Here is a 15,204-nt window from a genome sequence, read left to right on the forward strand (position 1 = left end):
GGCACTGTGGGTTTGCGGGGTGTGAGCCGCATGGATGCGGCGACCAAGCCCCCATGGACGGGTTCACGGCGTCCCCGCAAACCCACAGTGCCCCGCCATCCCACGGAATGCAGGCTTTTGATCTTGCTTCGGCTTCGGCCTCTGCAGGTGCAGGGCGCAGCCCTGCCGGACCCCACCAACCTTCCCCACTTGCGGTAGGCACTCGCGCCCACTAGCCTTCGGCCGTCGTTCACCACCCAAGGACCGCCCGTGACTCACCGCCATCTCCTGCTGGCCTCGGCTATCGCCGCCGCCACGCTGGCCCTGGTCGCCTGCAAGAAGGAACCTTCGCCCGGCACCGAGGCCGCCACCGCCAGCGCGCCCGCCGGCGAGACCGCCGACCAGTTCGTCGCCCGCATCAACGCCGAATTCAAGGCCGCCTACCCGGAGATGACCTCGGCACAGTGGCTGTCCTCCACCTACATCAACAGCGATTCCGAACGCATCGCCGCCAAGGCCAACGAGCGCTCGCTGACCCAGCTCAACAGCTGGATCGAGCAGGCCGGCAAGTTCGAAGGCCAGCCGATGAGCGAGGACAGCAAGCGCGCCATCCACCTGCTGAAGCTGATGTCCTCGATGCCGGCACCGCGTGATCCGGCCAAGCTTGCCCAGCTGACCCAGATCGCCACCCGCATGGAAGGCAGCTACGGCGCAGGCAAGTACTGCACCGATGCCAACGATCCCAACTCCTGCCGCCAGCTCGGCGAGCTGGAACAGGTGCTGGCGCGCAGCCGCGACTACGACGCGCAGCTCGATGCCTGGCAGGGCTGGCACAGCACCACCAAGAGCATGCGCGGCGATTACCAGCAGTTTGTCAGCCTGGTCAACGAAGGCGCCAAGGGCATGGGCTTCACCGATGCCGGGCAGATGTGGCGCAGCGGCTACGACATGCCGCCGGAGCAGATCGGGCCGGAAACCGACCGCCTGTGGGAACAGGTCAAGCCGATGTACGAGCAGCTGCACTGCTACGCGCGCGGCAAGCTGGACAAGACCTACGGCAAGGACAAGGCCGAAGTGGGCAACGGCCTGATCGCCGCGCACCTGATGGGCAACATGTGGCAGCAGGACTGGTCCAACCTGTGGGACCAGCTGGAACCGTACCCGGGTGCCGGCAGCCTGGACATCACCGCGGCGCTGGAAAAGCAGTACCAGGCCAACCTGAGTGCGGCGCTGGCCAAGGCCGGCAAGGATGCCAACGTCGCCGCGCAGTACAAGGCGCAGCGCGAGGCCGAACTGCGCACCGCCAAGCAGATGACCGAACGCGCGCAGGATTTCTACGTGTCGCTGGGCATGCCCTCGCTGCCGCAGTCGTACTGGGAACGCACCCAGTTCATCAAGCCCGATGACCGCGACGTGGTCTGCCACGCCAGCGCCTGGGACATGAACATGGAAGGCGACGTGCGCACCAAGATGTGCATCAAGCCGAACGAAGAGAACTTCACCACCATCTACCACGAGCTGGGCCACCTGTATTACGACCTGGCCTACAACCCGCTGCCGCCGCTGTTCCAGGGCGGTGCCAACGATGGCTTCCACGAAGCGATCGGCGACACCATCGTGCTGGCGATGACGCCCAAGTACCTGAGCTCGATCGGCCTGGTGGACGCACCGACCGAGAGCCGCGAGGCGGTCATCAACAACCAGATGCGCATGGCCCTGTCGGGCGTGTCGTTCCTGCCGTTCGGCCTGATGATCGACCGCTGGCGCTGGGGCGTGTTCGATGGTTCGATCACCCCGGACAACTACAACAAGGCGTGGTGGGACCTGAAGGCGAAGTACCAGGGCGTGGCCCCGGCCAGCACCCGTGGCGAGGAGTTCTTCGATCCGGGCGCGAAGTACCACGTGCCGGGCAACACCCCGTACACCCGCTACTTCCTGGCGCGCATCCTGCAGTTCCAGTTCTACAAGGGCCTGTGCGATGCGGCCGGTTTCAAGGGCCCGCTGCATGAGTGCACCTTCTACGGCAACAAGGAAGCCGGGCAGAAGTACTGGGCGATGCTGAGCAAGGGCGCCAGCCAGCCGTGGCAGGCCACGCTGAAGGAGCTGACCGGCAGTGACAAGCTCGATGCCGGCCCGATGATCGAGTACTTCAGCCCGGTCAATGACTGGCTGAAGCAGCAGAACCAGGGCCAGATGTGCGGCTGGCAGGCCAGCGCGGCACCGGCAGCGAAATGAAAGAAGGGGCGGGTCCGCAAGGATCCGCCCCTGATGTTTCCGGTAGCGCCGGGCCATGCCCGGCGGCTTTTCATCGCACCGCTGCGCTCGCCGGGCATGGCCCCGCGCTACCCGATGGGCGTCAGTTGTTCTTCTTCGCCGCCATCGCCGCGGCCAGTTCGGCCTTGTATTCCTCGAAGGTCTGGCCCTTCTCCTTGGCCTCGGCCTGCGCGGCATCGCGCAGCGCATCGGAATACACCAGGCGCACCGGCGTGCCCTTGCGCTCGTGCAGTTCACCGGCCTGCATGATCAGCGCCAGCACCTGTGCGGCACTCTCGCTGTGGCCGGCGATGCGGCCATCCATGCCCAGCACCCATTCGCCATCGCGGCGCACGACGCCGGCCAGCAGCGTGCGCTGCGCATCGCGCAGTTCGGCATGCGGCTCGACAGGCGAGGCCACCGGCGAGGCCTGCGCGGCGGCCTTGTTGGCAGCCTTTTCTTCCTGGCGGCGGCGCTGGTCGCGGCGGGTCTTGGAGGTGGTGGACATGGGGGGCGATACCGCTACGAGGGGGCGCAAGGATAACGCACCCCGGCCACGACGCCGTTTCACGGGCGCCAACCATGCAGGTTCAGTCCAGCACCCTGCCCTGCCGCCAGTAGCCCATGAAGGTCAGCGCACGCCGGTCCAGCCCGCAGTCGCGGACCAGGTGCCGGCGGATCGCCATCACCGCCCCCGCCTCGCCAGCTACCCACGCGTAGAACGGCCCGGCCACGCCCGCATCGGACTGCTCCCACAGGATCTGCGCGTCCACGTCGATCTCGTCCAGCGCCTCGCCCGCCACGACCGGCGAGGCTGCCAACCGTGCCTGCACGGCCTCCACCAGCGCCTGGCCGTAGGCGGCCTGGCCGCGCGGCAGCCACACCAGTTCGGCAGTGGGCGGTGCCTTCAAGGCGATGGCTCCGCCCTCGCCCGCCACTTCCAGCAGCGCAAGCACGCGCGGCGGATCGACCTGGGCGGCCAGTTCCTCGAGGATGCCGGCCACCGCCGGCAGCGCGGTCTCGTCGGCCACCAGCAGCACCTGGCCGACCCCGGCCGGCGGCTTCCATTCCCAGCCCTCGCTGCTCTCGGCGCAGACGGCGTCCGGGGCCAGCAGCACCACGCGGTCACCCGGCTGGGCGTGCACGGCCCAGCGCGAGGCCGGGCCGGTCTCGCCGTGCAGGACGAAATCCACGTCGACCTCGCCCTGCGCGGCGCGCAGCTGGCGGAGGGTGTAGGTGCGCATCGGCGGACGCTGGTCGTCCGCCAGTTCGCGGTAGCGGGCGTACCAGTCCTCGCCGCTGGGCACCTCCGCGGCATCCTGGCCGGGCAAGGGGAAGAATACCTTGATCCGCTGGTCCGGGCCCTCGGTCTTCATCCGCGCCACGTCGGCGCCGGTGAACACCAGGCGGTGCAGGGAGGGGGAAAGGACGCGGCGCTCCTTCAGCGCCACCTCGAACAGGCGGTAGGTCTGCTGCGCAGCCATGGGGGTACCTCGCGACGGCTTCTGATCGGCTGGCCGTCACGAACCCGTGCAGCGGCTGGCTGGAATCCCCAGCCTAGTCCGCGTGGTCACTGCCGCAAGAGTTTGGGCGCCGCTGCAGCGCCCTGCCCCTGCGCGCTGCTCAATGGCCCGTGGCCACTGCCTGCACTGCGCGCTCGCGGCGGTGTTCCCAGTACCAGAACACGAAGCCGCCGGCGAAGAAGGCGACCTGGCCCAGGGCCAGGTGCAGCGGGCTGCCGCTCAGCAGCGGCGACACCAGGCCGGCCACCACGGTGCTGATCATCAGCTGGATGAACGCCTGCAGCGACGACGCCAGGCCGCGCTGGTGCGGGTACATGTCCAGCACCGCCAGCGCCAGGATCGGGAAGATCAGCGCCATGCCCATGCCGCCGAGGAAGATCGGCAGCACCGCCCACGGCAGGGCGAACTGCGGCGCCAGGCTCACGTAGCCCACGTTGAGCAGCACCGACAGCGCGCAGAGGGTGAAACCGATGCCGATCTGGCGGGTGGGCGTGGTGCGCCCGGCCATGCGCCCGGACAGGAACGAACCGGTGGTCATGCCGCCGATGGTGGGAATGAACAACCAGGCGAAGCCACCTTCGCCCAGGTGCAGGTGCTGCATGACGAACACCGGCGCCGAGGCGATGTACAGGAAGATGCCGCCGAAGTTGATGCTGCCGGCCAGCGCCAGGCGCAGGAAACGCGGGTTGAAGCCGATGCGCACGTAGTCACGCAGCAGGCCACGCGGCGACAGCGGCACGCGAGCCGCCACCGGGTGGGTCTCCGGCATGAAGCGTGCGGTGCAGACCAGCAGCAGCAGCGAGAACACCACCAGGAACCAGAAGATCAGCGGCCAGCCGGCGCCACTGAGCAGGATCCAGCCACCGATGATCGGCGCGATGGCCGGGGCGATGCCGAACAGCATCGATACCTGGCTCATCAGCCGCTGCGCATCGTGGCCGTGGTAGAGATCGCGGATGACCGCGCGGCCGACGATCATGCCGACGCCGGCCGACAGGCCCTGCAGCGCGCGGAACACCAGCAGCGTGCTCAGGTCGGTGGACAGCGCGCAGCCGACCGAGGCGCCGATGAACACTACCAGGCCGCCGAGGATCACCCGCTTGCGGCCCCAGGCATCGGACAGCGGCCCGTGCGCCAGGCTCATCAGCGCATAGAACAGCAGGTAGACGCTGATGGTCTGCTGCACGGCCACTTCATCCACCGCCAGGCGCTGGGCCAGCTGCGGGAAGGCCGGGAAGATCGTGTCGATCGAGAACGGGCCGAACATGGCCAGGCCTGCGAGCAGCAGGGCCATGCGTCGGGTGGAAGGGGCAACAGCGGGGGTCATCGGCAAAGCGTCCGGCTGGGCCATGCGTGGCACGCACGGCGGGCGCCGATCCCCTGCAGCAGGGACGGCGCCAGATGAATACGAGAATCCGGCCATGATAGGCCCGGATTGCGGCCGATGCCATCGACCGCTGCACAAAACGCATGGCCGGGCCATCAGCCATTCAGGCCCGCAGGCGCCCTGCCCCCGCTCCGGGCCCGTGTTCAGGCGCGGCAACCCGCTATAATCGCCGGGCAACATGGTGGGAGAAGCGGAACACCGCTGCCGAAGGCGCAACGCCCGTAATCGCTCAGGCCCGATACCACCCGTAACAGAACTCTGGAGAGACCGGTTCGATCCGGCGCCGAAGGGGCACGAAGCTGCGGCCAGCCGCACTTTTAAACTCTCAGGCAAAAGGACAGAGGGGCGCCCCGCAGACCGCCAACCGGCGGCTTGTGCCCGTGCGTGTGCCCTTTCCTGACGGATCCTTCGCCATGTCCCAGAACACCCCCTCCCTGCGTGAGCTTGAGCATCATTCCGCGTTCGTCGAGCGCCACATCGGCCCCAACGATGCCGAGATCGCGCAGATGCTCGACGTCGTCGGCCACGCCACGCTGGATGCGATGACCGATGCCATTGTGCCGGCAAAGATCAAGTCGCCCGCACCGCTGGCGCTGCCGGAGTCGATGACCGAAGTGCAGGCGCTGGCGAAGATCCGCGCGATCGCCGACAAGAACACCGTGCTGCGCAGCTTCATCGGCCAGGGCTACTACGGTACCCACACGCCGAACGTGATCCTGCGCAACATCCTGGAAAACCCGGCCTGGTACACCGCTTACACCCCGTACCAGGCGGAAATCTCGCAGGGCCGCATGGAAGCGCTGATCAACTTCCAGACCCTGTGTGCCGACCTGACCGGCATGGAAATCGCCAACGCCTCGCTGCTGGACGAAGCCACCGCCGCCGCCGAAGCGATGACCCTGGCCAAGCGTTCGGCCAAGTCGAAGTCGGACACCTTCTTCGTGCACGACGCCGTGCACCCGCAGACGCTGGAACTGCTGCGCACCCGCGCCGAGCCGATGGGCATCGTGCTGCGCGTGGGCACCCCGGCCGAAGCACTGGAAGCGGAGGCCTTCGGCCTGCTGCTGCAGTACCCGGACACCTTCGGCCAGGTCGGCGACTACAAGGCGCTGGTCGATGCCGTGCACGCGCGCGGCGGCCTGGTGGCCGTGGCCACCGACCTGCTGGCGCTGACCCTGCTGGCCGCTCCCGGCGAATGGGGCGCGGACATCGTGGTCGGCAACAGCCAGCGCTTCGGCGTGCCGTTCGGTTTCGGCGGCCCGCACGCTGCGTTCATGGCCTGCCGTGATGCCTACAAGCGCTCGATGCCGGGCCGCCTGATCGGCGTCTCCATCGATGCCGAAGGCAAGCCGGCCTACCGCCTGACCCTGCAGACCCGCGAGCAGCACATCCGCCGCGAGAAGGCCACCTCCAACATCTGCACCGCGCAGGTGCTGCTGGCGGTCATGGCCTCGATGTACGCCGTCTACCACGGTCCGGAAGGCCTGGCCCGCATCGCCCGCCGGACCCACCGCCTGGCCTCGATCCTGGCCGCGTCGCTGCGCAGCGCCGGCGTGCAGGTCGGTGGCGACTTCTTCGACACCCTGCACATCACCGGCGTGCATGCCGATGAGATCCACGCCAAGGCGCGCGCCGCCGGTTACAACCTGCGCGCGATCGACAGCGACTCGGTCGGCATCAGCCTGGATGAGACCGCTACCCGCGCCGATATCGTCGCCCTGGCCGCCGTGTTCGGTGCGCAGGCCGATGTGGACGCGCTCGATGCCAGCACCGCCGACGCGCTGCCGTCTGCCCTGCTGCGCCAGTCCGCGTTCCTGACCCACCCGGTGTTCAACACCCACCACAGCGAGCACGAGCTGCTGCGCTACCTGCGTTCGCTGGCCGACAAGGACCTGGCAATGGACCGCACGATGATCCCGCTGGGCTCGTGCACCATGAAGCTCAACGCCACCGCCGAGATGATCCCGGTGACCTGGCCGGAGTTCTCGCAGATCCACCCGCTGGTGCCGGCCGACCAGGCGCTGGGCTACAAGGAACTGATCGAGACGCTGGAAGCGATGCTGGTCGAATGCACCGGCTACGACGCGGTCAGCCTGCAGCCGAACTCGGGCGCGCAGGGTGAGTACGCCGGCCTGCTGGCGATCCGCGCCTACCACCGCTCGCGCGGTGAGGACCACCGTGACATCTGCCTGATCCCGGATTCGGCGCACGGCACCAACCCGGCCTCGGCACAGATGTGCGGCATGAAGGTCGTGGTCACCAAGACCGATGCCAACGGCAACGTCGATGTCGAAGACATCCGCGTCAACGCCGAGAAGTACAGCGATCGCCTGGCCGCGATCATGATTACCTACCCGTCCACGCACGGCGTGTTCGAGGAGGAAGTGGTCGAGATCTGCGAGATCATCCACCAGCACGGCGGCCAGGTGTACACCGACGGCGCCAACATGAACGCCCTGGTCGGCGTGGCCAAGCCGGGCAAGTGGGGTTCGGACGTTTCCCACCTGAACCTGCACAAGACCTTCTGCATCCCGCACGGCGGCGGTGGCCCGGGCGTCGGCCCGTGTGCGGTGAAGGAACACCTGGCACCGTTCCTGCCGGGCAAGCTGGGTGACAACGGCCCGGTCGGCATGGTCAGCGCGGCCAGCTTCGGCAGCGCCTCGATCCTGCCGATCAGCTGGATGTACATCGCCATGATGGGCAGCGAAGGCCTGCGCAAGGCCACCCAGGTGGCCCAGCTCAACGCCAACTACATCGCCAAGCGCCTGGCCCCGCACTTCAAGACGCTGTACACCGGCCGCAACGGCCTGGTGGCGCACGAGTGCATCCTCGACGTGCGCCCGCTGGAGAAGACCAGCGGCATCGGTGCCGAGGACGTGGCCAAGCGCCTGATCGACTTCGGCTTCCATGCGCCGACCCTGAGCTTCCCGGTGGCCGGCACGCTGATGGTCGAGCCGACCGAGAGCGAATCGCTGCACGAGCTGGACCGCTTCATCGACGCGATGATCCAGATCCGCGAGGAAATCCGCGCGATCGAAGACGGCCGCCTGGACCGCGAGGACAACCCGCTGAAGAACGCCCCGCACACCGCGACGGCGGTGACTGCCAGCGAGTGGACCCACGCCTACCCGCGTGAGCTGGCCGCCTTCCCGCTGCCCAGCCTGAAGCTGCAGAAGTACTGGCCGCCGGTGGCCCGCGTCGACAACGTGTACGGCGACAAGAACGTGATGTGCGCCTGCATCCCGGTCGATGCCTACAAGGACGACGAAGTCGAGGCGTAAGCGCTCGATTGACCGGTAAACGGAACGGCCCGCGCAAGCGGGCCGTTCTTGTTTCCATCAACACGTGGCGCATTCTCCAGTAGATCCACGCCATGCGTGGATGCCGCGATCTCACGGGTCGGGCATCTGCCCCAGGCTCAGCTGCCACGACACGCCGTAGCGGTCCTGCACCCAGCCGTAGCGGTTGCTGAAATCGTAGTCGCCCACCGGCATCAGCCAGTGCCCGCCCTCGCCCAGCACGCGTGCCGCACGCTCGAACTGCTCGCTGCCGGCGCATTCGACGAACAGCGAGATCGAGGGACTGAAGGTGAAGTCGTGCACGTCCAGGCTGTCGAAGCACAGGTAGTGCGTGCCCCCCAGCAGGAAGATGGCCTGGCGCACCTGGCCGGGCACGCCGGCGCCGGCACCTTCAGGGTGGTGCTGCAGGGCCAGCAGGCGGAAATCGGCGAAGGCGTCGGAGTACAGGGCCATGGCGGCCTCGGCCTGGCCGGTGAACATCAGGAACGGGCGACTGCGCAGCATGCGGTACTCCTGTTCGACAGGCCGGTGACGGCCCACGCGATCAGGATGGCACGGCGGATGTGCAGCCCCCGTGGTAGTGCCGGCCGCTGGCCGGCAGCACCGATCAGGCTTCGCGCATGCGCCGGGCGATGGCGCTGCCGGCGGCGATGACGGCGGTCAGCGCCACCATCGAAAGGAACTGCAGGCGCGTGTGCGCTTCACTCAGCAGCAGGCCGAAGATCAGCGCCAGGATGCCCAGCGCACACACCGTCAGCCACGGGAAGCCGGCCATGCGGAACGGCAGGCGGGTGCCCAGGCGGTCGGCCCGGCGGCGCAGCACCAGCTGCGAGACCAGCGACAGCGTCCACACCAGCAGGCAGGTGGAGCCGACGATGTTCAGCAGCACTGGCAGCACCTTGTCAGGGAACAGCAGCTCCATGATGGTGGCGGCAAACCCGAACAGCACGCTGGCCAGCACGGCGATCACCGGCACCTGGCGCGGGTCGGTCCAGCCCAGCACGGCCGGTGCCTCACGGCGCTGCGCCAGCGAATAGATCATGCGCGAGGCGCCGTAGAGGTTGGCATTGAGCGCCGACAGCAGTGCGATCACCGCGATCAGGGTGATAGCCGTGGCCGCGCCCGGAATATTGGCGACCGCGAGCACCGCGGCAAACGGCGACTTCAGCGACTCGCTGGTCCACGGCACCACGGCGATGATCACGCTGAGCGAGCCGATGTAGAACACGAGGATGCGCCAGGCCACGGTGCGGATGGCACGGGCGATGCTGCGCTCGGGGTCTTCGGTCTCGGCCGCCGCCACCGCCACGATCTCGGTGCCGCCGAAGGCGAACACCACCACCAGCAGGGCCGCGCCGATGCCGGCCAGGCCCTTGGGCGCGAAGCCGCCGTGCTGGGTGAAATTGCTCAGCCCCGGCGAGGCCACCTGCGGCAGCCAGCCCATCAGCAGGGCGATACCGATCGCGATGAAGGCCAGGATGGCGGCCACCTTGAGGATGGCGAACCAGAATTCGAACTCGCCGAAATTCTTCACCCCGAGCAGGTTGATCGCGGTGAAGAACAGCATGAAGGCCAGCGCCGCCATCGGCACCGGTATCACCGGCCAGACCGTGGCCAGCAGGCCGGCCGCACCCACCGCTTCGGCGGCGATGACGATGACCAGCTGCACCCACCACAGCCAGCCCACGGTGGCACCCGCGGTGGCTCCCATGGCATCGGCCGCGTACACCGAGAACGCGCCGCTGGTCGGCTTGGCCGCCGCCATTTCGCCCAGGGCGTTCATCACGATGATCACCAGCGCGCCGGCGACGAGATAGGACACCAGCACGGCCGGGCCGGCCGCCTGCACGCCTACGCCGGAACCGAGGAACAGGCCGGCGCCGATCGCGCTGCCCAGGCCCATCATGATCAGCTGGCGCGGCTTCAGCGAATGGCCGAGGCGGGAAGACGAGGCAGGCGTAACGGGGCTGGCGGGCATCGGCGGGACTGGCGGCGGCTACAGGGGCGTCACCTTACATTGTCCCCCACCCACGGGGATAGGCACAGTGCAGCAGACCGCTCAGGGCAGCATGGCTTCGCCGACAGTGGCATCGACATTCTCTCCAATACGCGCCCGGTAGGCGCGCGGCGAGAAACCGGTTTCAGCCTTGAATTTGCGGGTGAACGCGCTCTGGTCGCTGAAACCGCAGGCCTGGCCGATGCAGGCGATGCTGTCGTCGCCGTGCAGCAGGTGCATGGCCATCTGGATGCGCAGCCGGGTCAGCACCTGCTGCGGGGTCATCTGGAACACCTTGCGGAAGCTGCGCTCGAGCTTGGACAGCGAGAAGCCGGTGATGTCCAGCAGGGTCTGCATGCGCACGTTCTCGGCGTAGTGCGCGTTGAGGTGGGCCAGGGCCAGGCGCAGCTGCTCGTACTGGCTGCCCAGGCTGTCCTTCTGGCCCAGGTCGCGGGAGATGCCGATCAGGCCCTGGATGCTGCCGTCCACCAGCAGCGGCCGCTTGCAGGTCAGGCACCAGCCCGGTTCGCGGTTGGCGAACAGGTGCAGCTCCATCAGGTTCTCGATCACCTCGCCGGACAGCACGCGCGCGTCCTGGTCGACGTAGTCCGCGCTGAGGCCGGTCGGGTAGATCTCGGCAGCGGTACGGCCGATGACATCCTTGCGCGCACGCAGGCCCAGCCGCCGCAGCATGGTCTGGTTGACGTGGGTGTAGCGGCCCTGGCGGTCCTTCATGAAGAACAGCACGTCCGGAATGGCGTCGAACAGGGCTTCGATGTCGGTGGGCTCGACTCGCATGCGGCAAGCATACCCGAGCCCGGTTTTGCCTGTACGTTCACCCGCGGCGGACCATGGGTTAACGGCCCGGGAGCGACTGTCATGGTCTGCCCCCCCACGTACCCCGGAGAAACCCCCGATGGCCGCCAGCAAGCCGACCGGCAAGCGCGCACCCGCCCCGTCCAAGACCACCCAGACCCAGCAGCGCGGCGAGGGTGACGAACTGCACCTGCAGGCCGGCGGCACGCATCCGCCGATGACCACCGCGCAGGGCATTCCGGTGGCCGACAACCAGAACTCACTGCGCGAGGGCCCGCGCGGCCCCACCCTGCTGGAGGATTTCATCCTCCGCGAGAAGATCACCCACTTCGACCATGAGCGCATTCCCGAACGCATCGTGCATGCGCGCGGCAGCGCGGCCCATGGCTACTTTGAGCTGACCCGTTCGCTGGCGAAGTACACCCGCGCCCGCGTGCTGACCGAGGTCGGCACGAAAACGCCGGTGTTCACCCGCTTTTCCACCGTGGCCGGCGGCGCCGGTTCGGTCGACACCCCGCGCGACGTGCGTGGCTTCGCGGTCAAGTTCTACACCCCCGAAGGCAACTGGGATCTGGTGGGCAACAACATCCCGGTGTTCTTCATCCAGGATGCGATGAAGTTTCCCGACCTCGTGCATGCGGTCAAGATGGAGCCGGACCGTGCGTTCCCGCAGGCCGCCAGCGCGCATGACACGTTCTGGGATTTCATCTCGCTGATGCCCGAATCGATGCACATGATCATGTGGGCGATGAGCGACCGTGGCATTCCGCGTTCGCTGCGCATGATCGAGGGCTTCGGCGTGCACAGCTTCCGCCTGTTGAACGAGGCCGGCGAGTCCACCTTCGTCAAGTTCCACTGGCGGCCGAAGCTGGGCATCCAGTCCACCGTGTGGGACGAAGCGCTGAAATTGCAGGCGGCCGACAACGATTTCCATCGGCGCGACCTGTTCGAGGCGATCCAGCGCGGCGACTACCCCGAATGGGAGCTGGCCGTGCAGCTGTTCACCGAGGAAGAGGCCGAGGCGTTCCCGTTCGATCACCTCGATCCGACCAAGACCATTCCCGAGTCGCTGGTGCCGCTGAAGGTGATCGGGCGGATGGTGCTGGATCGCTGGCCTGACAATTTCTTCGCCGAGACTGAGCAGGTGGCGTTCTGCCCCGCCAACGTGCCGCCGGGCATCGACTTCAGCAACGACCCGCTGCTGCAGGGCCGGCTGTTCTCGTACCTGGACACGCAGCTGATCCGCCTGGGTGGGCCGAACTTCCACCAGATTCCGGTCAATGCGCCGAAGTGCCCGTTCGCCAACCACCAGCGCGACGGCCACATGCAGATGCAGGTGCCGAAGGGGCGCGTGGCCTACGACCCGAGCTCGCTGGAAGACGACAGCCCGCGCGAAACCCCGGCTGGCTTCCGCAGCCATGCAACCGCCGACGACGGACGCAAGGGACGCACGCGTGCGGCGAGCTTTGCGGACCACTACAGCCAGGCGCGTGCGTTCTTCCGCAGCCTGGAAACGCCGGAGCAGGCGCACCTCGCCTCGGCGCTGGTATTCGAGCTGTCCAAGGTGGAAACGCTGAAGGTGCGCGTGCGTACCGTCAGCCACCTGCGCAACATCGACGAATCATTGGCCAGGCGCGTGGCCGATGGCCTCGCCCTCGCCGAGCTGCCCGACGCCGCGCCGACCGCGACGCCGGCACAGGACATGCCCGCTGTTCCCGAGGTGCGCATCATCGGCCGCACGAAAGACACGCTGCAGGGGCGCTGCATCGGCATCCTGTTCGATGAGGGCTCCGATGCGGGGCTGATCGCAAGCCTGCGCAAGGCCGCGCAGAAAGCCGGTGCCGAGGTGAAGCTGGTAGCGCCGAAAGTGGGCGGTGCCACGCTCAGCGACGGCAAGCGGCAGGCCGCCGATGGCCAGCTGGCCGGCACGCCCTCGGCCGTGTTCGACGCCGTGGCCGTGGTGCTCAGTGCAGAGGGCGCCAAGGCGCTGGCCAGGGAAGCCGCCGCGGTCGAGTTCGTCAGCCATGCGTGGGCGCACCTGAAGGCCATCGCCAGCGATGCCGGCGGCCAGGCGCTGCTGAAGGCGGCACGCGTGGGCAACGATGCCGGCATCGTCGAAGCGGAAGACGCCAAGGCCTTCCTCGCCGCCGCGGCCACCCGCCAGTGGACGCGCGAACCGAAGCTGCGCCTGCTGGCCTGACCGACCCTCACAGGAGAAGCGACATGCCACGTGGTGACAAATCCGCCTACACCGACAAGCAGAAGCGTCAGGCCGAGCACATCGAGGAAAGCGAACGCGAGCGCGGCGCCAGTGAAAGCACCGCCGAACGCATCGCCTGGGCCACCGTCAACAAGCAGGATGGCGGTGGCAAGCGCAGCGGCAGCGGCCGCAAGGCAGCGAAGAAAGCGGCCGACAGCTGACCCTCAGCCAGGCAGCCCGTTCACCCAGCGCGCCACGACTTCGGCCGCCTGTTCGGGTCGCGCCTGCAGCAGCAGGTGCGGCCCCTGCAGCGCGACCTGGCGCGCTTCGGGCAACAGCGCCTGCAGTTCGGCAACACTGGGCGGCCACAGCAACCGGTCCTGCCGCGCCTGCAGGTACAGCGTGGGCACGGCGATCCGCGGCAGCAGCGCACGCACGTCCACGCGCAATGTGCTGGCGGCCCGTTGCCGCAGCACGCGGCTCGGCACATCGGCCAGGGCCTGGCGCAGCGCCTGTACGTTCTGCGGCGTCCGCCACTGACCGAGCAGCACCCGCGCCATCACCGGCCGCGGCGGCAACGGCCATGCCGCGGACAGCGCCACCGCGCTCGCGGCAGGCACCGGCACCGGCCGTCGCGCGAACGTGGTGCTGAGCACCAGCCCACGCAGGCCGGCGGGCGCCTGCGCGGCGATCTGCACCGCCAGCGGGCCAGCAAACGATTCGGCCAGCAGCACCCACGGCTGCCGCGGAAGCTGCGGCTGCAGCCATGCGACCAGGCTCGGATAATCCTGCGCCCCGTGTATGGGCAGGGACAGCGCCTCTGCATCCAGTCCGTGCGCGCGCACGGCTTCGAGGAACGCGCCCGACATGCCCACGCCACCGTCCAGGCCGGGCAGCATCAGCACACGGGGGCGCACCGGCGGGTTCAACTGCCGGGCCCAGGTGCGGCGGGCGGCGCAGGCGCCGCCACGGTGACCGCCTGCAGCGTGCGCACCGCCGCGATCGGAATGGCTTCGGCACGCCGCTGCTGCGGCCACCAGACGAACAGGAACGCGCTGCTGGAGCCGAGCAGACGTGCGGTACCCGGCAGCGGTGCCGGATCGCCGTTCAACTGCAGGCGGATCACTTCGCCGCTGCCGGCGTTGCGGATCTGCTCACCGCGCACCGTCACGTAGTTCGCCGCGCCCAGCGCCATGAACGTGGCCACGGCCAGGGTCATCGCGGTCAGCGGGCGCAGGCCTACGCCCTCCCAGCTGGTCAGTGCCGAGCGTGTCAGCACCGCGCGCCACGCCCAGTTGCGCGCGCGCAGCTGTTCCAGCTTGGCGGCATTGCGCATGCGCAGCGTTTCCGGCCAGGTCACCACCAGCACCAGCAACACGCCAGAGGCCAGCAGCAGCACGTACGCCGGGTCGCGGATGCCGGCCACCAGGAAATCGCTGGGCTGCAGGTAATCCAGGATCGACAGCTTGAAGCCCCGGTAGAACCAGAAGCTGCACCACAGCCCGAGCAGCGAGACCAGCAGATAGGCCACGGTGAACAGCAGGGCCGGCTCACGGCGCATGCGGCGCAGCGCCTGCATCACCGCCGAATCATCATCGCCACGGGTCAGCGGCAGCATCGACCAGTCGGTCGGCACCTCGGCGGGCGGCATGGCGGGCGCGGCCGTGCCCTGCATCCGTGGCACGTCGCCGTAGGCGCCTTCGGTCTCGTTGCTGTCCATGCTCCCTCCCCCGGTGTCTGCAGCGAGCATC

At 68.3% G+C, this 15,204-nt stretch carries 11 protein-coding genes, 1 pseudogene and 1 riboswitch; of the genes and pseudogenes, 4 read left to right on the forward strand and 8 right to left on the reverse strand.

Annotation, left to right across the window (positions count from 1 at the left end; translation table 11 throughout):
* Positions 1-249: 249 nt before the first annotated feature.
* The gene (locus ACVOK1_RS12715; protein ID WP_200753683.1) at positions 250-2,214 is read left to right on the forward strand and encodes a M2 family metallopeptidase; all 1,965 of its coding nucleotides are present in this window, start codon (positions 250-252) and stop codon (positions 2,212-2,214) included.
* A gap of 121 nt (positions 2,215-2,335) precedes the next feature.
* On the opposite strand, the gene ACVOK1_RS12720 is transcribed toward ACVOK1_RS12715, so the two are convergent.
* The 3 genes from ACVOK1_RS12720 to ACVOK1_RS12730 all read right to left on the reverse strand — a co-directional run bounded on the left by ACVOK1_RS12720 (position 2,336) and on the right by ACVOK1_RS12730 (position 5,082).
* Positions 2,336-2,740: a hypothetical protein gene (locus ACVOK1_RS12720; RefSeq protein WP_481562270.1), complete on the reverse strand. Its 405-nt coding sequence runs from the start codon at positions 2,738-2,740 to the stop codon at positions 2,336-2,338.
* An 82-nt stretch (positions 2,741-2,822) separates the two neighbouring features.
* Entirely contained in the window at positions 2,823-3,716 is an 894-nt protein-coding gene (locus tag ACVOK1_RS12725; protein WP_481562271.1) for a siderophore-interacting protein, read from the reverse strand.
* A 139-nt stretch (positions 3,717-3,855) separates the two neighbouring features.
* Positions 3,856-5,082: a multidrug effflux MFS transporter gene (locus tag ACVOK1_RS12730; RefSeq protein ID WP_481562272.1), complete on the reverse strand. Its 1,227-nt coding sequence runs from the start codon at positions 5,080-5,082 to the stop codon at positions 3,856-3,858.
* Positions 5,083-5,390: 308 nt separating this feature from the next.
* Positions 5,391-5,493: riboswitch (glycine riboswitch) on the forward strand.
* 62 nt (positions 5,494-5,555) lie between these two features.
* Between ACVOK1_RS12730 and gcvP the strand changes: the two genes are divergently transcribed.
* Entirely contained in the window at positions 5,556-8,423 is a 2,868-nt protein-coding gene (gene gcvP, locus ACVOK1_RS12735) for an aminomethyl-transferring glycine dehydrogenase (RefSeq protein WP_481562273.1), read from the forward strand.
* 111 nt (positions 8,424-8,534) lie between these two features.
* On the opposite strand, the gene ACVOK1_RS12740 is transcribed toward gcvP, so the two are convergent.
* The 3 genes from ACVOK1_RS12740 to ACVOK1_RS12750 all read right to left on the reverse strand — a co-directional run bounded on the left by ACVOK1_RS12740 (position 8,535) and on the right by ACVOK1_RS12750 (position 11,235).
* Entirely contained in the window at positions 8,535-8,945 is a 411-nt protein-coding gene (locus ACVOK1_RS12740; protein WP_481562274.1) for a VOC family protein, read from the reverse strand.
* Between the two features lie 103 nt (positions 8,946-9,048).
* Positions 9,049-10,419, reverse strand: a complete 1,371-nt coding sequence (locus ACVOK1_RS12745; protein ID WP_108769613.1) for an amino acid permease — start codon at positions 10,417-10,419, stop codon at positions 9,049-9,051.
* An 81-nt stretch (positions 10,420-10,500) separates the two neighbouring features.
* Positions 10,501-11,235: an AraC family transcriptional regulator gene (locus tag ACVOK1_RS12750; protein WP_108769614.1), complete on the reverse strand. Its 735-nt coding sequence runs from the start codon at positions 11,233-11,235 to the stop codon at positions 10,501-10,503.
* Between the two features lie 118 nt (positions 11,236-11,353).
* On the opposite strand from ACVOK1_RS12750, the gene ACVOK1_RS12755 reads away from it, so the two are divergent.
* Together ACVOK1_RS12755 and ACVOK1_RS12760 are read left to right on the forward strand one after the other, a co-directional pair.
* Positions 11,354-13,453, forward strand: coding sequence for a catalase (locus ACVOK1_RS12755; RefSeq protein ID WP_481562275.1), 2,100 nt, complete (start codon positions 11,354-11,356; stop codon positions 13,451-13,453).
* A 23-nt stretch (positions 13,454-13,476) separates the two neighbouring features.
* Positions 13,477-13,665, forward strand: a pseudogene (locus ACVOK1_RS12760) (hypothetical protein); the annotation flags it as partial.
* A gap of 12 nt (positions 13,666-13,677) precedes the next feature.
* On the opposite strand, the gene ACVOK1_RS12765 reads toward ACVOK1_RS12760, so the two are convergent.
* Complete coding sequence (locus ACVOK1_RS12765; RefSeq protein WP_481562276.1) at positions 13,678-14,370, reverse strand: alpha/beta fold hydrolase; 693 nt, start codon at positions 14,368-14,370, stop codon at positions 13,678-13,680.
* 8 nt (positions 14,371-14,378) lie between these two features.
* Positions 14,379-15,173, reverse strand: a complete 795-nt coding sequence (locus ACVOK1_RS12770) for a hypothetical protein (protein WP_481562277.1) — start codon at positions 15,171-15,173, stop codon at positions 14,379-14,381.
* Positions 15,174-15,204 lie beyond the last annotated feature (31 nt).

Source organism: Stenotrophomonas sp. STEN087 (genome assembly GCF_056759115.1).

Coding starts and splice junctions, on each gene's coding strand:
- ACVOK1_RS12720 (WP_481562270.1), bottom strand. CDS start 2,740: ATGTCCACCACCTCCAAGACCCGCCGCGACCAGCGCCGCCGCCAGGAA.
- ACVOK1_RS12745 (WP_108769613.1), bottom strand. CDS start 10,419: ATGCCCGCCAGCCCCGTTACGCCTGCCTCGTCTTCCCGCCTCGGCCAT.
- ACVOK1_RS12750 (WP_108769614.1), bottom strand. CDS start 11,235: ATGCGAGTCGAGCCCACCGACATCGAAGCCCTGTTCGACGCCATTCCG.
- ACVOK1_RS12725 (WP_481562271.1), bottom strand. CDS start 3,716: ATGGCTGCGCAGCAGACCTACCGCCTGTTCGAGGTGGCGCTGAAGGAG.
- ACVOK1_RS12740 (WP_481562274.1), bottom strand. CDS start 8,945: ATGCTGCGCAGTCGCCCGTTCCTGATGTTCACCGGCCAGGCCGAGGCC.
- ACVOK1_RS12755 (WP_481562275.1), top strand. CDS start 11,354: ATGGCCGCCAGCAAGCCGACCGGCAAGCGCGCACCCGCCCCGTCCAAG.
- ACVOK1_RS12730 (WP_481562272.1), bottom strand. CDS start 5,082: ATGACCCCCGCTGTTGCCCCTTCCACCCGACGCATGGCCCTGCTGCTC.
- gcvP (WP_481562273.1), top strand. CDS start 5,556: ATGTCCCAGAACACCCCCTCCCTGCGTGAGCTTGAGCATCATTCCGCG.
- ACVOK1_RS12770 (WP_481562277.1), bottom strand. CDS start 15,173: ATGGACAGCAACGAGACCGAAGGCGCCTACGGCGACGTGCCACGGATG.